The organism is Aquibacillus salsiterrae, from assembly GCF_028416595.1.
GTDB lineage: Bacteria > Bacillota > Bacilli > Bacillales > Amphibacillaceae > Aquibacillus_A > Aquibacillus_A salsiterrae.
In genome coordinates, this window is record NZ_JAMQKC010000001.1 from 161226 (window position 1) to 183592 (window position 22367).

At 37.5% G+C, this 22367-nt stretch carries 24 protein-coding genes; all 24 read right to left on the reverse strand.

Going from position 1 to position 22367, the window contains the following annotated elements; translation table 11 throughout:
• Positions 1-164: 164 nt before the first annotated feature.
• The 24 genes from safA to spoIIIAA all read right to left on the reverse strand — a co-directional run bounded on the left by safA (position 165) and on the right by spoIIIAA (position 22337).
• Positions 165-764: a SafA/ExsA family spore coat assembly protein gene (gene safA, locus NC799_RS00890; protein WP_272444432.1), complete on the reverse strand. Its 600-nt coding sequence runs from the start codon at positions 762-764 to the stop codon at positions 165-167.
• A 548-nt stretch (positions 765-1312) separates the two neighbouring features.
• Entirely contained in the window at positions 1313-2098 is a 786-nt protein-coding gene (gene spo0A, locus NC799_RS00895) for a sporulation transcription factor Spo0A (protein ID WP_272444775.1), read from the reverse strand.
• A gap of 315 nt (positions 2099-2413) precedes the next feature.
• Positions 2414-3694, reverse strand: a complete 1281-nt coding sequence (spoIVB, locus tag NC799_RS00900; protein WP_272444433.1) for a SpoIVB peptidase — start codon at positions 3692-3694, stop codon at positions 2414-2416.
• A gap of 291 nt (positions 3695-3985) precedes the next feature.
• Entirely contained in the window at positions 3986-5716 is a 1731-nt protein-coding gene (gene recN / locus NC799_RS00905) for a DNA repair protein RecN (protein ID WP_272444434.1), read from the reverse strand.
• A gap of 90 nt (positions 5717-5806) precedes the next feature.
• Complete coding sequence (gene ahrC, locus NC799_RS00910) at positions 5807-6256, reverse strand: transcriptional regulator AhrC/ArgR (RefSeq protein WP_272444435.1); 450 nt, start codon at positions 6254-6256, stop codon at positions 5807-5809.
• A gap of 174 nt (positions 6257-6430) precedes the next feature.
• Positions 6431-7246 carry a TlyA family RNA methyltransferase gene (locus NC799_RS00915; RefSeq protein WP_272444436.1) on the reverse strand — a complete coding sequence of 272 codons (816 nt, stop codon included), beginning with the start codon at positions 7244-7246 and terminating at the stop codon, positions 6431-6433.
• 7 nt (positions 7247-7253) lie between these two features.
• Positions 7254-9146, reverse strand: a complete 1893-nt coding sequence (gene dxs / locus NC799_RS00920; protein ID WP_272444437.1) for a 1-deoxy-D-xylulose-5-phosphate synthase — start codon at positions 9144-9146, stop codon at positions 7254-7256.
• Between the two features lie 210 nt (positions 9147-9356).
• Positions 9357-9956 carry a hypothetical protein gene (locus tag NC799_RS00925; protein ID WP_272444438.1) on the reverse strand — a complete coding sequence of 200 codons (600 nt, stop codon included), beginning with the start codon at positions 9954-9956 and terminating at the stop codon, positions 9357-9359.
• 694 nt (positions 9957-10650) lie between these two features.
• Complete coding sequence (locus NC799_RS00930; protein WP_272444439.1) at positions 10651-11535, reverse strand: polyprenyl synthetase family protein; 885 nt, start codon at positions 11533-11535, stop codon at positions 10651-10653.
• Entirely contained in the window at positions 11536-11766 is a 231-nt protein-coding gene (locus NC799_RS00935; protein WP_272444440.1) for an exodeoxyribonuclease VII small subunit, read from the reverse strand.
• Entirely contained in the window at positions 11741-13111 is a 1371-nt protein-coding gene (xseA, locus tag NC799_RS00940; RefSeq protein WP_272444441.1) for an exodeoxyribonuclease VII large subunit, read from the reverse strand. Before xseA ends, NC799_RS00935 begins: the two co-directional genes overlap by 26 nt.
• 21 nt (positions 13112-13132) lie before the next feature.
• The gene (gene folD, locus NC799_RS00945; RefSeq protein WP_272444442.1) at positions 13133-13987 is read right to left on the reverse strand and encodes a bifunctional methylenetetrahydrofolate dehydrogenase/methenyltetrahydrofolate cyclohydrolase FolD; all 855 of its coding nucleotides are present in this window, start codon (positions 13985-13987) and stop codon (positions 13133-13135) included.
• A gap of 22 nt (positions 13988-14009) precedes the next feature.
• The gene (gene nusB, locus NC799_RS00950; protein WP_272444443.1) at positions 14010-14390 is read right to left on the reverse strand and encodes a transcription antitermination factor NusB; all 381 of its coding nucleotides are present in this window, start codon (positions 14388-14390) and stop codon (positions 14010-14012) included.
• 214 nt (positions 14391-14604) lie between these two features.
• Positions 14605-15006 carry an Asp23/Gls24 family envelope stress response protein gene (locus NC799_RS00955; RefSeq protein ID WP_272444444.1) on the reverse strand — a complete coding sequence of 134 codons (402 nt, stop codon included), beginning with the start codon at positions 15004-15006 and terminating at the stop codon, positions 14605-14607.
• Between the two features lie 77 nt (positions 15007-15083).
• On the reverse strand, positions 15084-16439 hold the full coding sequence (accC, locus tag NC799_RS00960) for an acetyl-CoA carboxylase biotin carboxylase subunit (protein ID WP_272444445.1): 1356 nt from the start codon (positions 16437-16439) through the stop codon (positions 15084-15086).
• 12 nt (positions 16440-16451) lie between these two features.
• Positions 16452-16946, reverse strand: coding sequence for an acetyl-CoA carboxylase biotin carboxyl carrier protein (accB, locus tag NC799_RS00965; protein ID WP_272444446.1), 495 nt, complete (start codon positions 16944-16946; stop codon positions 16452-16454).
• Positions 16947-17172: 226 nt separating this feature from the next.
• Entirely contained in the window at positions 17173-17757 is a 585-nt protein-coding gene (locus tag NC799_RS00970) for a SpoIIIAH-like family protein (protein WP_272444447.1), read from the reverse strand.
• A 13-nt stretch (positions 17758-17770) separates the two neighbouring features.
• The gene (gene spoIIIAG / locus NC799_RS00975) at positions 17771-18415 is read right to left on the reverse strand and encodes a stage III sporulation protein AG (protein ID WP_272444448.1); all 645 of its coding nucleotides are present in this window, start codon (positions 18413-18415) and stop codon (positions 17771-17773) included.
• Complete coding sequence (spoIIIAF, locus tag NC799_RS00980) at positions 18415-19038, reverse strand: stage III sporulation protein AF (RefSeq protein ID WP_272444449.1); 624 nt, start codon at positions 19036-19038, stop codon at positions 18415-18417. The genes spoIIIAG and spoIIIAF overlap by 1 nt, the downstream gene beginning before the upstream one ends.
• Before the next feature lie 30 nt (positions 19039-19068).
• On the reverse strand, positions 19069-20259 hold the full coding sequence (gene spoIIIAE, locus NC799_RS00985) for a stage III sporulation protein AE (protein WP_272444450.1): 1191 nt from the start codon (positions 20257-20259) through the stop codon (positions 19069-19071).
• Positions 20260-20286: 27 nt separating this feature from the next.
• A complete protein-coding gene (gene spoIIIAD / locus NC799_RS00990; protein ID WP_272444451.1) occupies positions 20287-20676 on the reverse strand; it encodes a stage III sporulation protein AD in 390 nt (129 codons plus the stop codon).
• 4 nt (positions 20677-20680) lie between these two features.
• Positions 20681-20887, reverse strand: coding sequence for a stage III sporulation protein AC (gene spoIIIAC, locus NC799_RS00995; RefSeq protein WP_272444452.1), 207 nt, complete (start codon positions 20885-20887; stop codon positions 20681-20683).
• A 15-nt stretch (positions 20888-20902) separates the two neighbouring features.
• Positions 20903-21415 carry a stage III sporulation protein SpoIIIAB gene (gene spoIIIAB, locus NC799_RS01000; RefSeq protein WP_272444453.1) on the reverse strand — a complete coding sequence of 171 codons (513 nt, stop codon included), beginning with the start codon at positions 21413-21415 and terminating at the stop codon, positions 20903-20905.
• Positions 21360-22337: a stage III sporulation protein AA gene (gene spoIIIAA / locus NC799_RS01005; protein WP_272444454.1), complete on the reverse strand. Its 978-nt coding sequence runs from the start codon at positions 22335-22337 to the stop codon at positions 21360-21362. Before spoIIIAA ends, spoIIIAB begins: the two co-directional genes overlap by 56 nt.
• Positions 22338-22367: the final 30 nt, after the last annotated feature.

Here is a 22367-nt window from a genome sequence, read left to right on the forward strand (position 1 = left end):
ACAAAGTTTCTTTTAAGAAAAGCAAAAGCCGCCTTGCCCAGCTCAAGATTTCAGGCGGGGTAGGTGCCTTTAGCTAGACAGCTCTTCGGTTTTTTTATCTTTTACAATAAGCACACCCGATTGTCTAGCTTCAGCGCCTAGCCCCTTAGGTTCACTCTTCTTTTCTACTTCTTTATAAACATTTGCGTCCAATAATTTCCATTCTTTACATAGCCGACACCAATATGTGTATATTTTGGACTTAGGATATTTTTTCTATGCCCTTCACTTTTCATCCAGCCCGAAACAACTTCTTGTGGTGTTTGTTGACCTCTAGCAAGATTTTCAGCAGCACTAGTGTAGTTGATGCCGAAATTAGTCATCATGGTAAATGGAGAACCGTAAGTAGGACTCGTGTGCGAAAAATATCCTTTATCACGCATGTCCTGTGACTTATACCTTGCAACCCTTGATAATTGCCAGTCTTGTTTTAATGCAGGAAGACCGTATTTAGCTCGTTCCTGGTTCGTTAATTTGATAACTTGGTTTTCAATTGATTTAATCTCATCAATATTCGGTATCGTTAACTTTTGCTTCGGATAAATCAATCGCGGATTTTTAATTTGTGGATTTGCATCAATAATTTCAGATAAACCAATTTTATATTTTACCGAAATCTTCCACATGCTATCCCCTGGTTGGACAATATAAGTACTTGCAGCGAACGTTGATGTCGGAACAATCAGTGCCAGAACAACAGTTAGTACAAACATTATTTTTTTCATTTTTTATTACCTCCTCACTCATTAAAATCCCTCTATTTGTTTCAAATATTCTTGTAAAGTTAGAATATTAAAATAAAAGGAGGTAACAGAGATGCTAATATAAAAAAGGTACTTTAGACTATTCATTTTTGTATTTAGATAAAAAGGTCTAAAAGAGCCCAAACGCAGACAACATTCAGTGACAATCACGTCCTGCTTAGCACTTGTCCTTTTCCCCAATAAAAATGCTATAAGTAATTATCCTTCCACCAGAATCATCACCTAAAGATTGAATCTAAGTTTGCTCATAAAAAATAACCAGCCTATATTGACGGAGCTAGACAGCTCTTGCATTTTTTATATTTTCTTATCTAGTAAAAAAGACTCGAATATTGCCAAATAATTTGCAATTTCATTCAACGTAAAAAACCCCCTTTTTCCATCATGATTTACATCATAACGAACAAAGGGGATTTATCATCCCTACCATTACTTTTTGTATATTTATCGGTGTTTTCTTCTCATTTATAATTTTTACTAACCATTATAAACCTTGATATACCTAAAGGTTAGCTAGCCCGGTGCTCCAATCGCAGTCGGTCGGCAACCATCGCTATAAATTCACTGTTGGTCGGCTTTGCTTTTGAAATACTAACCGTATATCCAAACAAGGATGAAATGGAATCCATATTACCACGGCTCCAAGCCACTTCAATAGCATGACGGATTGCCCGCTCAACTCTCGAAGCAGTAGTATTGTATTTTTTGGCAATGTCTGGATAAAGAACTTTCGTAATCGAGCCAAGTAATTCAATGTCTTTATATACCATCGTTATTGCCTCTCTTAAGTACATGTAGCCTTTAATGTGTGCGGGCACACCAATTTCATGAATGATATGTGTAATATTTGCTTCCAAATCATGCTTTCTATTCTCCGTAGCTACTTTAGTTTTTGCTGATTTTGTACCAATTGATGGAGCAACTCCATGGACTTGTCTAATTTGCTCAGCTAAGTTCTCAAGATCAAATGGTTTCAGAATAAAATAAGAAGCACCCAAGTCAACGGCTTTCTTTGTAACTTCCTCTTGTCCAAAAGCAGTTAACATGATGACATTTGGATGCTTGGCTCTTTCAAGCTCTTTCACTTTACCTAAAACAGCCAATCCATCCACATGTGGCATAATAATGTCAAGAACCAAGACATCTGGTTCGATATTTTCTAATAATTCTAAACAATCTTTCCCATTATATGCTGTCCCGACAACTTCAAGGTCTGATTGGTCATCTAAGTACTCTACCATCATTTGAATTAATTCTCTGTTGTCATCGACTAAACACACTTTAATTTTTTCCACTTTTTGTTCCTCCTTCATGTAGTTCCTCCTCGGTTCCACGTTACAAATTCGACACAAGTTCAATAATTCCTTCTTTTCCGGAAAAAAACTTATATTTATCCTCTTTTGCTTTGATTTTCTCTAAATTACTCTTAATTTCGATTAATTTTGACAAACAACAAGACAAGTTTGTCGAATAATCTTTACCTTATTTTAACATACTTAGCAGAAAAGTCCTAAGACAATAATATGAAGCTGGACGTAGCTGTCGCTGAATGTTATCCATGCTTATCTTGCAAAGAAAAAGGTAACCCAAAATATTGGGTTACCTTTTTCTTAGCCTGCTTGTTGCTGGTCCTTATAAATATCGATTCCTGCCTCATTTAACATCCATTCAATGAAAACACCGTAACCAGACGTAGGATCGTTTACAAAAACATGTGTAACTGCTCCAATAACCTTGCCATTTTGAATAATCGGACTACCACTCATCCCTTGAACAATTCCACCTGTTTTCTCAAGAAGTTCCTTATCGGTGATTTTAACAATCATCCCTTTTGTTTCGGGATACTTTTGTGGAACACTATTGATTATTTTCACGTCAAATTCTTCAACTTTTTCTCCCTCAACAACGGTTAGTATTTTCGCTGGACCTTCTTCCACTTCGTTTGATAATGCTATCGGCATTGGTTTGTTCCACTTACCATTTGATATTTGCTTATTTAGTTTACCAAATACCCCGAATGGTGTGTTTTCTGTGATATTACCGATAACTCCTTCTTTTGCTGAAAACTCTGCTCTTTTTTCTCCAGGGGTACCATTTGAACCTTTATTAATCGATTTAACTGTAGATCGTACAATCGTACCATCATTTATTTCGATAGGCTTTCTTGTATCCATATCGGAAATAACATGTCCTAGTGCACCATACTTTTTCGATTTTGGATCATAAAAAGTCATTGTTCCGATACCTGCTGCTGAATCACGAATATATAACCCAATTCGGTATTCATTATCTCTTTTATCAAGATACGGTTTCAAATCGGTTGTAAAAGTTTCTTTTCCTCTTTTTACTTCTACCGAAAGCGATTCACCTTTTTCACCAGCCTCTTTAACAAACGGGGCAACGTCTTTCATACTACTGATTTCTTGATCATTAATGCTCAATATTGTATCACCAACTTTAATCTCTGCATCTTCGCCTGGAGATACTTCTCCCTCATCTGTCTTAACAAGGTGATGGCCTACAACTAAAACGCCTAACGTTTGTAAATTAACTCCAATTGATTGTCCACCTGGGATCACTTTGAAATCCTCGAGAACATCCACATTAACTTTCTTTATTGGTAATCCAGCCAGTTCATACACTATATTACTTTCACCGTTTGCAACTGTTTCAAACTCAGAGGAGTTCATTGCTTGAATTACTTCATTTGAATTTGAACTTTTAACTTTAACGTTTCTTCCCATTGCAGGAACACTTATTGGGTTGTTTGAATTAAACGTAGTAATTTGATTCGGTATTGAAAGGTAAGTCTGTACAGGTGTAATGAATGGAATACACAGGAAAGCAACAAGGAGCAATATGCCTATTCCATTTCGAATTGCCTTATACATGTTTTCACTCTCCTCGTTCCTAACCCATATTTTTTTATCTGTACTTCTAATTTGACCTTAGTTCACACTTTTTAAACCCTGAAAAGTTCTCTTATAAGGGGTAACTTTTCCTCCATTGTCAATTAATTTCCTTGTATAAATGCTGATAAGATTATTATTCCTATTTGGAGGTCAACCATTCAGACTAAGTGGAGGTAGAAGTGGCAGGTACCATTTGATTACAATCAGGGTTTCGGGGTTTGGAGAGCGTCGTATCACAGCAACGAGCCTGATGATACAGACTCGCATTTTTCAGTTATGCTTTTTCTTGAGTTTTTCTGCTAAATGAATTAATTCACGCGCATGGTCCATAGAAGTTTCGGTCAATTCAGATCCAGTAATCATCCGTCCCAATTCAATCACGCGTTCTTCTACTGATAAATCCTTTACTGTCGTGTTTGTCCGACTATCTTTCACATGCTTTTCAATTAACAAATGGGTATCAGCCATTGACGCTACTTGTGGTAAATGCGTAATACAAAGTACTTGGGATTTAGTTGAAATCCCATAAATTTTCTCGGCGATAGATTGAGCAACTCTTCCACTAACTCCAGTATCAACTTCATCAAAAATAACACTGGTTACCCCTTGGTGTTTTGCAAAAATCTTTTTAAGTGCAAGCATTATTCTTGATAATTCTCCACCTGAAGCAACTTTACTGATTTCTTTAAGAGGCTCTCCTGGATTTGTAGTTATTAAAAACTTGACGACATCACATCCAATAGGCGTTAATTGTACTGGCACTCCACCTAAAACAGGGTCTGTCGTGTTTCCTTTTTTCAACTCAACCGAGACTTCAAATATAGCCTTTTCTAAATAAAGGTCTTTTAATTCCTGGTGGATTTGGACTGTAAGTATTTGTGCAGCTTTTATTCTCGTCTCACGGAGATGCTTCGCTTCTAACAATACATCAGCACTTTTCCCTTCCACATCTTCTTGCAATTTCTGCAAATGCGAATCTCGATTTTTAATTTGATCAATCTCTTCTTCAACTTTTGATGCGTACTCTAAAATTTCTTCTACTGTTTTGCCATATTTTTTCTTTAAACGATTTATTTCATTCAATCTAGATTCAATACTATTTAGTCTTTCTGGATCAAATTCTAAGCCGTCAAGATAATTTCTAAGCTCAAATGTCAGTTCCTCAATTAAGTAATAATGGTTCGTAAGTAATTCTTTTTTGTTTTGAAGCTGATCGTCGTAAGTACTTGCTGTTTCTAGTCCATTTAACGCCAATGAAAGCCAATCCAGACCTTTTTGTTCTCCGTACAAAGCATTATACGCATCCTTTAGCCCAGCAAAGATCCGTTCATAATTAGCTAATTTATTTCGTTCTTCTGTAAGCTCTATATCTTCGTTTGGAATTAAATTAGCATTTTCTAATTCACTTAATTGGAACTGTAACAAGTCTAAACGCTGCGCCATTTCCTGCTCATTTTCACTTAATTCCTTATAACGTTTCTTTAAAGAATGAAGCTGTCGATATTCTTTATCATATGCTTGTTTTGCTTGGCTGATTTGATCATGATTAAACCCATCCAATAATTCTATGTGTCGGTCGGTGTCCATTAGTGACTGTGTTTCATGTTGGCTATGGATGTCGATCAACGTCTTGCCAAACTCTCTTAGGATACCTAGTGTTACTAACTTACCATTTACTCTGCATATACTCTTCCCACTAGAAGTTATCGTTCGATGCAAAACAACCATGCCGTCTAGGTCAATATCAATTCCGAATTCTTTTCCTTTTGCGAAAACAGCATGTCCCACTGGAACGGTGAATAGCCCTTCTAGCATAGCTTTTTTTGTTCCGTACCGAATAAATTCAACTGACCCTCTTCCGCCAGATAAAAGTCCAACCGCATCAATAATAATCGATTTCCCAGCACCAGTTTCTCCGGATAATACAGTTAATCCCTCGTTGAAAGTAATCGTTATTTCTTCAATAATTGCAAAATCTTTAATGGATAGCTCGGTAAGCATTCCTGTTCACCCCAATTTTATTATACGAGGTTGTTTCTTTTTTAAGATTTGTCTCATTTTTATTGTGTAGCCTATCAACCTAATTTAAAACTAAAGCATGTCCAATAATCTTTCTTTAATTACTTCTGTTTTGTCCTCCGAGCGACATATTATTAAGATGGTATCGTCCCCGCAAATAGTTCCTAATATCTCTGACCAGTCTAAATTATCAATTAATACAGCAACAGCATTCGCATTCCCAGGCAACGTTTTAAGCACGATAAAGTGTCCAGCCGTATCAATTCCAACAAAAGCATCCATAATTAATCTTTTCAGCTTCTCCAACGGATTAAAGCGTTGATCGGCTGGTAAACTGTATTTATATCGCCCATCTATCATTGGTACTTTAACAAGGTGTAGTTCCTTAATATCTCTTGATACGGTTGCTTGGGTCACGTTATAACCTAAATTTCTTAGCTGATCGACTAAGTCATCCTGTGTTTCAATATCATTGTTCGTAATCAACTCTCTAATTTTGATATGTCTTTGCGCTTTATTCAATTTTGATCAGCCCTCCTTTTTTAAGAAAAGCGTAAGCCGCCTTGCCCAGCCTAAGGCAATCTTAAGTCAAGCCTCGACGTGGGATAGGCGCCCGAAGCTAGACAGCTCTTGGTTTATTTATACTTTTTTGTCTTGCAAAAAAGGCTACATGCGTAGCCTCGATTGGTTTCTGTATTACAGTTCGTTATGTGCTGCTTTTACTACCTGTTCGATTTCGACATCAATCGCGAAATTTCCTGCTTCTTTGTCATCATTTACTTCTAAACAAGCTAGAAATTCAATATTCCCATCGCCACCTGTTATAGGTGAGTAAGTTAAATCAATTATTCGGTATCCTTCTACTTGCGCAAAAGTTAATACGTCAGATAAAACTTGCTGATGAGTTTGTGGTTCACGGACAATCCCTTTTCTTCCTACTTGTTCCCTACCTGCTTCAAACTGCGGCTTGATTAAAGCGACGACCTTACTTTTTTGAAGTAACAATGTTTTTAAAACAGGTAAAATCAATTTTAAGGAAATAAAGGAAACATCAACGGATGCAAAGTTCGGATCGCCATATTCCAGCATATCCTTTGTGACATATCTGAAATTTGTTCTTTCCATTACGATGACCCTATCATCATTTCGCAACTTCCAATCTAATTGATTATAACCAACATCAATTGCGTAGCTTAAGCTTGCCCCGTGTTGCAGAGCGCAATCCGTAAAGCCACCTGTCGATGAACCAACATCGAGCATTATCTTGTCAGTCATGTCGAGGTTGAAAACCTTTAATGCCTTTTCTAATTTAAGACCCCCTCTACCAACATAGGGAATGGCTTTCCCTTTTACTGTTAGAGGAATGTCTTCGTCAACTTTTATTCCAGGTTTTTCCAATCGAACCGTACCAGAATAGACAAGTCCTGCCATTATTGTTCGCTTTGCTTTTTCACGTGTTTCAATTAGTTCCCTGTCAACTAACAATGTATCTAGCCTTACTTTTTTACTCATATATACCTCAAGCTCTCAATTTTTTACTCGGCACCATTTTAGATACAGTTTCTACCACAGCTTCAGTTGTTAAACCGATTTCTGCTAAAAGTTCTTCTACCTTACCATGCTCAATAAATTGATCAGGAATACCTAACCGTCTAATATTTTCGATTGGATAACCGTGGGTTTCGGCAAATTCAAGAATGGCACTACCAAAACCACCTTGAAGTGCTGATTCTTCTATTGTTAAGATAGGAAGACCGCTTGTAAATAACTCTTCAAGCATTTTCTCATCAAGGGGTTTAATAAACCGCGCATTTACAACTTTTGCTTGAATTCCGCTTTCCTGTAACTGCTCGCGAGCTTGTAGCGCCATCTCAATCGTTGTTCCAAATGTTAAGATTGCCGCATCTTTTCCTTCTTTTAATACTTCCCAGGTTCCAATCGAAATAGTCTTTAACTCCGCTTCCATTGGGACTCCCAAGGCATTTCCTCTTGGAAAACGAACAGCAATTGGACCTTGATTATACTGGACTGCCGTATTAACCATGTGTTGACATTCATTTTCGTCCTTTGGCATCATGATGACCATATTTGGCATGTGTCTTAAAAAAGAAATATCAAAAACGCCTTGATGGGTTTCTCCATCTGCACCCACTAACCCAGCTCGATCAATTCCGAATGCTACATTAAGATTTTGTCGACAAACATCATGAAGCACTTGGTCGTAAGCTCTTTGTAAGAAAGTAGAATAAATTGCTAAAAACGGCTTTATTCCTTGGGTTGCAAGTCCAGCTGCCATTGTTGTTGCGTGCTGCTCTGCAATTCCTACATCAAATAGTCTGTCCGGAAACTCTTGTTGGAACTTGTCTAATTTAGAGCCGAGAACCATTGCCGGAGTAATAACCGCAAGACGCTCGTTTTGCTTAGCAATTTTTTGCAATGTACCACTCACAACACTACTCCATGCAGGTGGCGCACTTTGTGGTTTAATTAATTCTCCTGAATCGATTTTATAGGGACCAACTCCATGCCATTTGTCCTTTTTATCGCTTTCTGCGGGATAATACCCTTTCCCTTTTTGGGTGATAACATGGACAAGAACTGGACCTTCTGTTTTTTTAGCATACTGCAAATTTTCTTGAAGGGCATTGAAGTCATGACCATCGACTGGTCCATAATACGTAAAGCCAAACTCTTCAAACAACATACCTGGTACCATGAAATATTTCATACTATCTTTTATTCGCTCAGCTGTTTGAGCCAATTTTCCACCGACAGCTGGAATTTTTTTCATCAACCATTCAAGTTCTTCTTTTACTCGAATATATTTACCTGCACTTCTCATTCTACCGAGTGCATTGTGTAGTGCACCAACGTTATTAGCAATTGACATCTCATTATCATTTAACACAACAATAATATTTTTCTTTTCATGACCAATATGATTTAAAGCCTCTAGCGCCATCCCGCCAGTCAATGCACCATCACCAATGATTGGCACAACAAAGTTCTTTTCCCCTTTTAAATCACGTGCAATAGTCATTCCCATTGCAGCAGATAACGATGTAGAGCTATGCCCCGTTTCCCAAACATCATGCTCACTTTCACTCATTTTAGGGAATCCACATAACCCCTTATATTGCCTTAAGGTTTCAAATTGGCTAGTTCTACCAGTTAGCATTTTATGAATGTACGATTGGTGACCTACATCAAAGATTAATTTGTCAGTTGGACTATCAAAGTATTTATGCAAAGCAAGCGTCAACTCAACTACACCTAAATTAGCACCAAGATGTCCACCAGTTACTGATAGTTTCTCAATCAAAAATTGCCTTATTTCGTATGATAAATTTTCTAATTCTTCGTTTGACATTGCTTTTAAAAACGAAGGATCTTTGATTGTAGTAAGATCCATAAGGGAGTCCTGGTTACTAAAGACTATTCAACCTAGGCTTCACTAAATATATTACGACTTGCTTAGACTAGTTTTAGTCTAAGATCATCGTTTTAATTTTGACAGCGAAGCAAATAGAATTCAGATCCAGGTTACACCTCCTTCATTTATTCATGGTAAGTAACTTCTCTTGTATTTACCCTTTTTTTTCATTCTATCACTATTATTAGCTTATTTATTCCTTTTCTTAGGACTTTTCCTTTCCGATATTATATTAATTTTTAATTTTTCTTCAGTGAATGCAATAACTTTTCCAGCAAACAATACGATACTTGTTGATGAATGAATAGCAAAATACTTGCCTAATGCCTTTCCACCAACCGTTAAAGCAGCTACAATACTCGTTAAAATGACCGAGACAATGATTTGGACACTTGAACCTTCTGAATGGCCGAGCATATTGCTAATTTGAATGACGACTACAGCTGAAGCTGTACCACTTATTATACCTGAAATATCGCCGATAACGTCATTACAAAAACTTGCCACTCGTTCCGCATTTCGAACAATTACAATCGATTGCCGTGCACCAGTAACCTTTTCCGCAGCCATTGCATGAAAGGGAGGTTCTTGGGCAGCGGCTGACGCCGTCCCTAGCATATCAAAGACAACACCAATTAACACGATAATCAGTACAATGACTAAGCCAATAACCCAGATTACGCCACTTAAGATGGAGGAAGAAATAACTGAAAAAATAGCCGCTAACACAAAAGTGATAACGGCGATACTTATACTAAATTTTAACGACTTTTTTATTTGATTCTTCATTTATGCCCCTCAATTAACATCATTATGTATGGAAAGGAATGGTCATCTATCAAGTAAAAATTGCGGCTTAGGTCCAGTAGGTTTTCCCAGCCGGGTACCGAATGTCACCATTCTGGCGGTTTCCCTTTAAACCCGACTCAACACCGTCTCCGTATGTTGGACTGGATTACCACTTAGTCCGCACTATAATTCCTGATAAATGTCCTTTTAGAACAGTCTAGGAGTTTTCCTCAGCAGCCTTTAACCGATTCTTAGCCTCTTTTGCAGTATAGATTTCATGCGGATGAAAGCAGAAAAGCTAGTGGCCATCTAACTTTTTACTTGTACCGCAATCCCCTCTATACCACTCAAGGCAGGCTACGCTACGGATAGAGATTTTCACACCCCTACCTACGTAGGTTCATACCCCATTCCATCACGGTTACTAGGCTTAGTAACCACAACAGAGATGGGCCTCCGCGGAAACAGGGTCCTCGCCCACATGCCTTTGTGGATCGCCCTGCAACCTTAACTCCCAGCACTAACCCAAGGCTGGGCGCCTCAAGCCAGCACAAGGAACTTCATCGATGTGCCCTTTGGCGGATTTTTAGGCCCGCCTTCAGAATCGGAGGGCTGACTAGAATACTGCACCATTCCTTTATTAGTTTAAATATAACATATCTTTCACGTTTCCTCAATCGGTAATTGCCTGTATTTAATGATTCCGACTACTCAGATAATCCGTTAATTCTTCTAATACAGAGTGTCTAATCCCAGCTTTCTTTAATGATTGTTTGGCAAGATTGACATACTTTTCTTTTTGCTTTATTGCACCGTCCATACCTAACAAACTAGGAAATGTACTTTTCGAGTTAGATTCATCACTACCTACTGGCTTACCGATTAGTTCAGGGTCTCCAGTTACATCTAAAATATCATCTTGTACTTGAAAGATTAAACCTAAATAGTATGCAAAATCATTGATTGAGGTTAATTGTTGATTCGTGGCACCACCTAAGTATGCACCTGCTAGTATCGCAAATTTTATTAATTGGCCCGTTTTCAATGCATGAATCTGTTCTAAAGTTGATAAATCTACCTCTTCCTTCTCCGCTTTCATGTCTTCCATTTGGCCAGCAACCATTCCCATTGGTCCTGCTGCATGTGCTAACTGATTGATCAAAAACACCCTTTGGTCATAGGTAAGTGAATCATCACTAGCAATCAGTTCAAAACTGTAAGTAAGCAACCCATCACCCGCTAAAACGGCTGTAGCTTCATCGAACATTTTATGATTTGTAGGTTTGCCCCTTCGTACATCATCATTATCCATTGAAGGTAAGTCATCATGAATGAGTGAATACGTATGGATGAGTTCTACTGCAATAGATGAGGATGTGATTAAAGACAAATTGCCCCCAAAGGATTCACAACTTGCCATCATTAATATTGGTCTAAGTCGTTTACCACCAGCTGTCAACGAATAAATCATTGAGCCTCTTAACCTTTCTGGCGCTTTCACTTGTTCCATTACTTTGACAAGTTCCTTGTTAAACTGCTCCTGTCTTTCTTGTAAATAATCAGTCAGTGCTACAACCACTCATTCATCCTCCCGAATAACAAAAGGTTTGAACTCTCCTTGTTCATTTACGATTTGTGTCATTTGTTGTTCTACATTGGACAATTTATCACTACAAAGTTTGGAAAGCTTCATACCCTCTTGGTAATAGTTGATTGCTTTTTCTAACGGTACATCGCCTTCTTCTAATTTCTCCACAATTAGTTCTAATTGTTTCATCGCTTCTTCAAACGTTAGATCCGTTTTCTCCATTTTTCTTCTCCTCCTCCATCCCCAAAACTTGGCAATCAAGCGATCCATCAACTAATTTCACTGTTATTTGCTCACCTAGTTGTACTCGTTTGGTAGACTGAATTACTTTTCCATCTTTAGTAAAACTAATCGAATATCCCCTTTTCATTGTATTTAAAGGATTTAAAAGGGTAAGCTTGTCAACTAATCTTTCAAATGTCGTCTCCTGCTTATGATAAATCATGTTAAACATTTGTTGATTTTTATTAACAAGATTTGCTAAGTCTACTTTGTATTGATTAAGAAGCTTCGAAGGGTGCTTTTGCATTAGCCTTTTTGAGAGATGGTTCACTCGTTCATGCTTAGACATACTTATTGTTCGTAACGACCTTGTCAATCGGTCTAGATTACGATCAAGTTGCTGTTCTTTTTGAACAATGAGTTGTTCTGGGTAGCGAAACGCATACGATTTGTTAAGTTTTGTTAATCGTTCGCTAGATTGTTTCATCTTTTCAGATAGGGCACGATTTAACGACTTATATAAGGCGCCTACATGATTCATTAGCTCTTCGCTTGAGGGAACAGCAAGCTCTGCCGCTCCCGTTGGTGTAGCAGCCCGAACATCTGCGACTAAGTCACTAATCGTAAAATCTGTTTCGTGTCCAACAGCTGAGATAATAGGTATCGTGGAGGTGGCAATTGCCCGTGCAACTATTTCTTCATTAAAGCTCCATAGTTCTTCAATTGACCCACCACCTCGTCCGACGATGAGCACATCAAAAAGGTTCAACTGATTTGCAAATTGGATTGCTTTTACAATGGAAGACGGTGCATTACTCCCTTGGACCAACACAGGAAGAATTGTAACCTTAAGTAACGGATATCTTCTTTTGATTGTTATAAGGATATCACGGACAGCAGCACCAGTCGGTGAGGTTACAACCCCAATATGGTTTGGAAAACGAGGAATTGTTTTTTTTCTACTTGAATCAAACAAGCCTTCCTTGCTTAATTGCTCTTTTAATTGTTCATAAGCAAGGAACAAAGACCCAACCCCATCTGGCTCCATTTGTTTAATATATAATTGATATTGTCCTTGTGGCTCATAAACACTGATATCACCACGGATAAGTGCACGCATCCCATTTTCAGGTTTGAATTTTAAGAAACGGTTATTTCCAGCAAACATGACTGCTTGAATTCTTGAATAATCATCTTTTATTGTAAAATACATATGGCCACGACTATGCTGGTTAAAGTTAGATATTTCTCCTTTAATCCAAACATCATTTAAATTCTTATCAAGCTCGAACTTACGCTTCATATACCTTGTTAGTGCTGTGACAGTTAAGTAATTTTGTTCCAAATTATCCACCTTCATTATAAATTATAATTGATGGAATTTCTTCGCAGATTTTATTGTATTATGGAGCAACATCGTTATCGTCATTGGGCCGACACCTTTAGGTACTGGTGTAATATATGAAGCCTTTTCCTTTGCTGATTCGAATTCAACATCCCCTGTTAACTTTCCATTGTCCATCCGATTTACACCAACATCAATGACAACTGCCCCTTCTTTAATATCTTCACCAGTTAGAAAATGTTGTTTACCGACAGCAACGATTAATATATCCGCTTCTTTCGTAAACTTTTGCATGTCTTTCGTTCTAGAGTGGCAATACGTGACTGTGGCATTTTCGTTTAATAGAAGTTGTCCAACTGGTTTACCGACAATATTACTTCTTCCAACAACTACTGCATTCTTACCTTCTATTTCGATGTTTTTCCGTTTTAACATTTGAATAATCCCAAACGGTGTACAAGGGAAAAAGGTGTCTTTACCTGCAATCATTCTTCCGATATTAATTGGATGAAATCCGTCGACATCCTTTGCCGGATCAATCGCTTCAATTACCACCTGTTCTTGTATATGATCAGGAAGTGGTAACTGAACTAAAATACCATGAACTTTTTCATCTTGGTTTAACTTGTCAATAATAGTAAGCAGTTCTTGCTCTGTAGTTGATGTTGGTAACGTAATTAAATCGGAATTTATCCCAACCTGATCAGAAGCTTTTTGTTTACCTTTGACATACGAATGGGAGGCAGGGTCATCGCCGATTAATACAACTGTTAATCCAGGAATGATCCCTTGCTTTTTTAAACCTTCCACTTCTTGTTTCATTTCTGCGCGTAATTGTTCGGCAATTTCTGTTCCATAAATAACTTGAGCTGTCATGTGATTTCTCCCCTTTTCATCATTACTTTATCATTTTTGATAATACACCATTAATAAACTTACCAGACTTTTCCTCCCCATAAATATTTGCTAATTCTACTGCTTCATTAATAGCAACCCCTTGTGGTGTTTCTCCACCATAAAACATTTCATACGTAGAGATTCTAAGCAATGCCTTTTCAACGGAAGGTAAGCGGTCAAATTTCCAGTTTTCGAGATTGTTCTCAATTTTCTTATCAATTTCTTGTCGATTTTCAGTTACACCATAAACTAATTGATTCAAAAAATTATCTGGCGCTTCCTCATCTAACACATAATCAATTGCCTCTTTTGGTTCAGTATCGTTTATATCCATTTGAAACAGGATTTGAAATGCCTTTTCTCTAGCTGTTCTTCGATTCATCATAAAATTCTCCTTACCAACAATGTACTGCGTAATTTTGAATTGTCCCTAGTCTATCCCAAGATTAAAACTTATAATAGCTTTTGTCTGTTACAAATGATAACATTTTCCAACGAACAACGCCATCTTCTTACACAAGAAAAGCGCAAGTCGCGCCTTCGAAACAAAAAAACCCAGAAGAGTGAAGTCTCTCCCGGGCCAATGCAATAATTTATTACTTTTCCGTTTCTAATTGCTCTTCCTTAGGTTGTTCCATTTGAACACCAACAACGTGGACATTTACTTCATTAACATCAAGAGCAGTCATGTTCTTTAACGCTTGACGAATATTTGACTGGATCTTCTGTGCAACGTCAGGGATGGTAGTACCGTAATCAATCACGACAAATACATCAATGATTACACCAGTTTCTGTTAACTCAACTTTAATACCCTTCCCGTGTGACTTTTTACCAAGGCGCTCAACCACACCTGTAGCAAAGTTTCCTCTTGTATAGGAAACACCAGAAACTTCCGTTGTCGCAATCCCTGCAATTACCTCGATTACTTCAGGAGCAATTTCAACCTTACCAAGACCAGAATCTTCACTCACGTTCAATAAAGAGTTTTCACTCAAATGGCTCACTCCTTTTTTCCCCTCACACATAATTTGGGTAGGGGGATTTATATCTACTATTATACCTTATCCTTACTCTACTCTTTATTCATAATAGGATACTTTTCTAAAAATTTTGTATTAAAATCGCCTTCGACAAATACTGGATGCTCCATCATCCTACTATGAAAAGGAATGGTAGTTGATACACCCTCCACTACAAATTCATCCAACGCCCGTTTCATTCGTTCTACCGCTTCTTTTCTAGTCTTACCATAAGTGATCAATTTAGCAATCATAGAATCATAAAATGGCGGAATTTTGTAACCTGGATAGGCAGCAGAATCTACTCGGACACCGAAGCCTCCTGGTGGTAGGTACATAGTAATTTGGCCTGCAGATGGCATAAAATCCTTATACGGGTCCTCTGCATTAATTCTACATTCAATCGACCAACCTTCAAATGTAATGTCCTCTTGTTTATAGGAAAGGTGATTATTATTTGCAATATTAATTTGTTCTTTAACGATATCAACACCGGTAACCATTTCTGTCACAGGGTGTTCTACTTGAATACGAGTATTCATTTCCATAAAATAAAAGGTTTCTTCATTTTTATCAAAAATAAACTCAATCGTCCCAGCGCCAGAATACTCAACTGCTTGAGCAGCCTTCACTGCCGCTTCCCCCATTTGCTCTCTAATAGAAGGAGTTATTGCAGGGGAAGGTGTTTCCTCAATTAATTTTTGCAGTCTCCTTTGGACGGTACAATCTCTTTCACCTAAATGGATGACATTTCCAAAATTGTCGGCTAACACTTGAATCTCTACATGGCGGAAATCTTCAATAAATTTCTCTATGTAAACACCCGGATTTCCGAACGCTTTTTCCGCCTCATTTTGTGTCACTCTAATTCCTTTGATGAGTTCCTCTTGATTACGAGCGACACGAATCCCTTTACCACCGCCACCGGCAGTTGCTTTAATAATGACCGGATATCCAATCGCCTCGGCAACTTCAATTCCTTGAGTTTCATCAGCAATAATACCATCGGATCCTGGTACAATTGGAACCCCCGCTAGTTTCATCGTTTCGCGAGCAACGTCCTTTGTGCCCATTTTTTGAATGGCGTACGGACTTGGTCCCACAAATGTAATGTTACAAGCCTTACAAATTTCAGCGAAATCAGAATTTTCTGCTAAGAACCCATAGCCGGGGTGAATCGCATCAACCTCTGTTAATGTCGCTACACTCATGATGTTTGTAAAGTTCAAATAACTATCTTTGCTTAACTTTGGCCCAATACAATAAGCTTCGTCCGCTAATTGAACATGTAGTGCGTCACGGTCAGCTTCTGAAAATACCGCTACGGTTTCGATACCCAATTCTTTACACGCACGAATAATTCTTACTGCGATTTCTCCTCTGTTAGCAATTAAGAGCTTCTTAATCACGTTGTCATCCCCTTACATTTTCTTAACTCGGTATAGTGGTTGTCCATATTCTACTAGTTCTCCGCTTTCCACAAGTACTTCTACAACTTCTCCATTTACATCTGCTTCAATTTCATTAAATAACTTCATTGCTTCTACAATACAAACAACAGTATCAGCACTTACTTTATCTCCAATCTTGACATAATCATCTTTATCAGGAGATGGTGCACTATAAAATGTTCCTACCATCGGGGATACAATTTCATAGTCATAATTTACTTGCTGCTCTGAGTTCACATTTTCGTCAACTTGATTGTTCGTTTCTTGTGGTTTTGTTACTGGTTGTTCTTGGACTTGTGTTGGAACAGGTGCCTGTGCTTGAACTTGTACAGGACTTGCCAGTGTAGCTTCTTGTTTATTTTTCTTTACAGACACTTTCGTTCCATTTGACTCAAACGTAAATTCATCGATCGATGATTCATCAATCCGTTTAATTAATTCATGGATTTCTTCGATTTTTAACATGTTTTGCACCCCTTTGAATTTTCAAAAAATATTATCAGGTACTAATAACTCCTTTTAACATTCTACGAAAACGAATAAGAATCTGCAAGTCTTTATAGTATTACTGAAAGCAAATTTCCTCTTTCCTTTCATCTTACCATTTACTTTTACAAAAAAGTAGAAAAGAAAAAACTGACTCTTTTGGCTTACCTAAGAGTCAGTAGATTGTACTACCTAACTATACCAGTTACTTGGATACTGGTTGATATTTCACCTCAACTTGTACTCTACCGAATTCATCGCTAACCATTTGCATAATATTATTTGCAACTGTTTGTGATAACTCATCAGCTTTAACAGTAACGACTACATCTCCACCTGTATTGCGTACCAAGACATCTGGAAAACCATTCTCTGCTTTTATGTTTTCTTCTAAAATACTTTCTTTTGTTGATACACTTTCAATTTCCTTCATCTCATCATATGCTTTGTTAATGTCATCTGTAGAAGCAGAGCTTGATGCAACAATATCATCTAATTGATCTAGGCGCTTACTTCTTTCGTCTTCCATTTCCATCCGGATAGTAGCGAAAAGTTCATCAGAGGAAAAAGTTGATGATGAAACTGCTTCACCTTCTGCATCACTCGTTCCCTCTGCTTCCGTTACCTCAACGTCTGAAGACATTTCACTAGTTGGTAACTGTTCCCCATCGACTGACTGATCGTTCACAAAGGCTAATTCATCACCATTCGGCGAGCTCATATAATACACACTTAACACAATCATTAGACTTAACATGGTAAGTAACCAAACTGTTTGTTTTTTTAACATAAGAATCCTCCTCTTAGTTTTTTGGCATTACTGAAATTTTATATGATGGGACATCCAAGACCCTTGATACCGCTTCAACTACCCACTGCTTGACCTGTGCATGATCAACTCCCTTTGCGACAACTAAAACACCTCTTACATCGGGTTTTTTCGTTTCAACAACCAATGGAACTTCCTTATCACCTTGTCTTACAATGACGACTTGTTGTTCTTTGGTTGTATCTTTCACGTAACGTTCACCGCCATTTTGATCAGTTTCTTCAGTAGATTGTTCACCAATGATTAAATTCTTTTCATAGACTTTTTGTTTAGAAGAGTCTATGTTGACCATTACTTCTACTTCTGACACCCCAGTGATCTTTTCGAGTAATTGAGCGAGATCCTTTTCAAATTGATCCTCGGTATCCTTCAATGCTGAATCTTTATTTTCATCCTTAGAAGTAAAGGAGACAGCCTCATCTGCGTCCACTCCATTCTCTGTGTCTTCTTTGATAACCATTTGATTATTATCTTTACTTTCACTGAACATACTACTTGTAATTAAAATAAGGATCCCAACTAATGCAATGACGAGAACATATCCCATTTTGGTCGGTTTTTTACCTTCACCTGTTTCTAAGTGTAAATACGATAAAAGTTTCTTTAATGGGTTTTCCACTATACCCCTCCCTCCCACCTAAGGTTTATTTTTTGATCATCTAGCTGCCACATATCATACAAATATTTTTTTATTTTTTCTGTCTCAGGGTTCGTTTCACTGTTTTCTTCAGCATTCTCTTCTCCTGAAACATCAATGACTACTTCTTCTACTACGCCCCGCTTTTCCTCTTCGGTGTAATCCACTAGATTTACATCAATTTCTTCAAGTGAATCTAAAGACATCTCGTTTCCCTCACTGAAAGTAAAGGAGATATTAGTTATTTGCACATCATAGTCTTCTCTCAACCCCTCTTTCACATCATTTTTCATTTGGACAGCCATCTCTTCTAAAATGTATGCATCTTGTTGGGCTTGTATTTCATTTTTCTGCAATTCTATTGAATTTTTCATATTTTTTTCGTCGATGGAGGTGTCAAGCGCTGGCGTCACTTCACTTACTATCTCTTGGACATCAATTTGAAATAATTGAAACAAGGGTTGTAAGAAAATGAGAATCAACAATAGGCCAACTACCATGTTGATGTACTTCTTCATCGAAGAGTTAGGTAAAAGAAGATCAATAATCATTGCTAATAACAAAAATAAAATAATTTGGGTAACCCAATCGATAAGAAACCCCATTGTCAAATGTCCCCCCAATCTGTCAGCAACTTATCGTAACATGAGTGCTAGATTACTTGATGCAACTATAATTACGATAGCTAGAAAGAACATAAATGAAACAACTAATAGAGCAGCAAATATGTACAAAATATGTTTACTAATAATATCCATACATTTTATAATTGGGCCATCACCAATAGGCTGAAGTAAGGCTGACGTTAGTTTGTAAATGATCGATATTACAAAAATTTTCATCGCTGGGAATAGAACGATTGCAAGTAAAATAACTACACCAACAATCCCAACTGCATTTTTTAACAGCAACGATGCGCTCATTACGGTATCAGCTGCATCCGTAAACATTCTCCCAACAACCGGAATAAAGTTACCTGTCACAAATTTTGCCGTTTTCATTGCTACGCCATCCTGAATTGCGCTTGCTGCCCCTTGGACTGAAATGACACCAAGAAAAATTGTCAGAAAGGTACCCAATATTGCTAGTCCAATGTTTTTCAATAGATTAGCGAGCTGCGTTACTTTAAAATTGTCATGCAAAGTACTGACAATGCTCAATAATGCCGATAGAAAAAATAATGGAATAACTACATTCGACACAACAAGTACACTCGTATGAATAAGAAACACGATTACTGGATGAAAGAAACTAACAGCAACTAGATTACCAAATGAAGCCATTAACCCAAGCATGAGTGGTAATAAGGCAACCATAAAACTACTCATCGTTGAAATAGTCTCATTAATATAACTTGATGCTAGCTGAAAACTATTAAAGGCAATGATCATTAAGACCAGATATACAACGGCATAAGCGACTCTACTGACAGCCTGTTTCTCAAAAGCAGATTGCAACGATTGAAGAATTGTACAGAAAAGCGTTAACATGATTAATGTCCCTAACAATTTCCCGTTCATTACTAATTCAAAAAGTAAAAACTCAAACAATCCAACAACCCATTCTTTAACAGAAACTTCTCCGCGGTTCTTTAAAAATTCTATGAAAGTTGTTTTCTCAATTCCTGGTAGGTAACCACCATACTCTGTTACAACCTCATCCCAATAGCCTTTTACTTCATCAAAAGAGATCTTTTCCAAGTCAAGCGCCTCGTAAGCGGTTTGACTTGAATTGTCAGGGCTAGCCGTAGCTGTTACTGGAAAGGAAAAATAGGTGATTACGCTTAATATGGTTATCATCATTAAATATTTTAATAGTTGGCTCATTCACTAAACCATTCTCCTTTCTTAAGCTCAGGCGGGGATCAACCCTACGATAGTTTCGATGACAGCAGTTAAAATCGGCACAGCAAGGACTAGGATAAGGATTTTGCCAGCGAGTTCAATTTTAGCTGCAACAGATCCTAAGCCAGCATCTCTTGTTATATGGGCTCCAAATTCAGCGATGTAAGCAATCCCAATTATTTGTAAAATAGTATCGACATATACTCCATCCACATTTGCCTTGTTCCCCAAATAGTTAATTAACTGAAATATATCCCCAATGTTTTTAACAATAAATGAGAATATATAGATACCTGTTAATAAAATAATAAAAAATGTAAAGGATGGCTTTTGTTCTTTTAAAATTAAAACAAGCAAACTGGAAACAATGCCGATGCTAACAATTTGAATAATCTCCATATCTCTACCCCTGGAACAAAAAGACTGATTTAATTTGTTGGAATAAATCTGAAATTCCATTTATGACAAAGATCAACACAATGATAAAACCTACTAAACTTGCGAATTGGGCATATTCTTCTTTCCCCATTTGTTTGAGGATGGTATGAATCATAGCAACCACAATCCCTATACCAGCAATTTGAAAGATAACTGATGCATCGCCGAGCATTTAACTTACTCCTTTCTAAATCAAGAGTAGTATCAAAAGAAGTCCTGTTAAAAAGCCCAAACTTTTTACCATCTTGCTGTACCGGAATTGATAATCTTGGGCTTCTTGTAATTCCCTTTCTAAGTGTGTTAAGGCTAATTGAATATGTTTCTGTTGGTGTGTGAAATCATGTTGTCCCAAAGTTCGGCCGAATTGGCGCAAAATTTCTTTTTCATTTTTCCCTAATGCGACTAATGGCCAAAATAGATTTAAATTCTTTTCCCAAACATCGAATAAATGACCTGATTGCCTCGCTAAGTCGTCACCTACTGCTTTAAAAAACCATGAAATTGGATGTGGTAATTGTTTAGAAACATTGATACAAGCCTCTATTAATGGTGCTTGTCCGTATAGAATTTCTGCTTCTAATATTTGTAACGCACTCTTTAATTGTCTAATCTGCTTTGGTCGTTCATTTAATTTGCTAGCTAATTCAAACCCCACCCACGTGGTGGCGCTTAATAATAGAAGTGCTCCGATCCATTTCATTTGATTCGCACCTCGGTTTCTTAAAGATATTTTGCCCTTCCTTTGTAACAATTTTTTCAATCATTCCAGGCCTCTTTGTTCGTGAAAGAATAACAAATCTGTCAAACACCTCATGATCAAATAAAACTTTTAAGGAAGGCCGTTTCCTCAGTTGCTCTAGTGATTCCCCGTGAACAGAACACAAAATTCGTACTCCTGCATGCATCGCCTCCATTAAGGCGTTAACATCATCGGAATTTCCAATCTCATCGACAACTAATACATCTGGTGACATCGAGCGAATCATCATCATCAATCCTTCAGCTTTAGGGCAAGCATCCATAAGATCTGTTCTTAGACCTAACTGGTGTTGGGGAATCCCATTAATACTTCCCCCGATTTCTGACCTTTCATCGACTATTCCAGTTTTTAATGGTTTTACGTCTTGCCACCCAGTTGAAATAATTCTCGCAAAATCCCTCAATAGCGTCGTTTTTCCCGTTTGTGGTGGACCAATTATTAACGTATTTAAATAAGACGACTTATATAGGTATTGAATATACCTTCTTGATATTCCAACCTTTTCTTTAGCAATTCTAATATTAAAAAAGGAAATATGTTTAATTGCTTTGACAGAACCGTTTAACGTATTTACCTTACCAGCAAGCCCGACTCGATGCCCACCTTCAATCGTGATAAACCCTTCCCGTAACTCGTCCTCGAGCCGGTAAAGTGAAAATTGACTTAATTGATTTAATAGATACATTCCATCTTCTTCTGTTGGGATTAGATTTGTTAACCATGTCTCATGGTCATCAAATATTAACTCGATTGGCTGTGCTAACCTTACTCTAATCTCTTGAAGGGTAGTCCATTTATTTGCGAGTGAAGCTTCTATTTCTTTTTTTAAGTTCGGTGAGAACAGTCTTAATATTTCATCCATACATCACATCTTCCTATCCACTTCTTTATA

Coding starts and splice junctions, on each gene's coding strand:
- safA (WP_272444432.1), bottom strand. CDS start 764: ATGAAAAAAATAATGTTTGTACTAACTGTTGTTCTGGCACTGATTGTT.
- spoIVB (WP_272444433.1), bottom strand. CDS start 3,694: ATGTATAAGGCAATTCGAAATGGAATAGGCATATTGCTCCTTGTTGCT.
- recN (WP_272444434.1), bottom strand. CDS start 5,716: ATGCTTACCGAGCTATCCATTAAAGATTTTGCAATTATTGAAGAAATA.
- NC799_RS00915 (WP_272444436.1), bottom strand. CDS start 7,246: ATGAGTAAAAAAGTAAGGCTAGATACATTGTTAGTTGACAGGGAACTA.
- dxs (WP_272444437.1), bottom strand. CDS start 9,146: ATGGATCTTACTACAATCAAAGATCCTTCGTTTTTAAAAGCAATGTCA.
- NC799_RS00925 (WP_272444438.1), bottom strand. CDS start 9,956: ATGAAGAATCAAATAAAAAAGTCGTTAAAATTTAGTATAAGTATCGCC.
- NC799_RS00935 (WP_272444440.1), bottom strand. CDS start 11,766: ATGGAGAAAACGGATCTAACGTTTGAAGAAGCGATGAAACAATTAGAA.
- folD (WP_272444442.1), bottom strand. CDS start 13,987: ATGACAGCTCAAGTTATTTATGGAACAGAAATTGCCGAACAATTACGC.
- nusB (WP_272444443.1), bottom strand. CDS start 14,390: ATGAATCGAAGAACAGCTAGAGAAAAGGCATTTCAAATCCTGTTTCAA.
- accB (WP_272444446.1), bottom strand. CDS start 16,946: ATGTTAAAAATCGAAGAAATCCATGAATTAATTAAACGGATTGATGAA.
- NC799_RS00970 (WP_272444447.1), bottom strand. CDS start 17,757: ATGTTAAAAAAACAAACAGTTTGGTTACTTACCATGTTAAGTCTAATG.
- spoIIIAF (WP_272444449.1), bottom strand. CDS start 19,038: ATGGGGTTTCTTATCGATTGGGTTACCCAAATTATTTTATTTTTGTTA.
- spoIIIAE (WP_272444450.1), bottom strand. CDS start 20,259: ATGAGCCAACTATTAAAATATTTAATGATGATAACCATATTAAGCGTA.
- spoIIIAD (WP_272444451.1), bottom strand. CDS start 20,676: ATGGAGATTATTCAAATTGTTAGCATCGGCATTGTTTCCAGTTTGCTT.
- spoIIIAC (WP_272444452.1), bottom strand. CDS start 20,887: ATGCTCGGCGATGCATCAGTTATCTTTCAAATTGCTGGTATAGGGATT.
- spoIIIAB (WP_272444453.1), bottom strand. CDS start 21,415: ATGAAATGGATCGGAGCACTTCTATTATTAAGCGCCACCACGTGGGTG.
- spoIIIAA (WP_272444454.1), bottom strand. CDS start 22,337: ATGGATGAAATATTAAGACTGTTCTCACCGAACTTAAAAAAAGAAATA.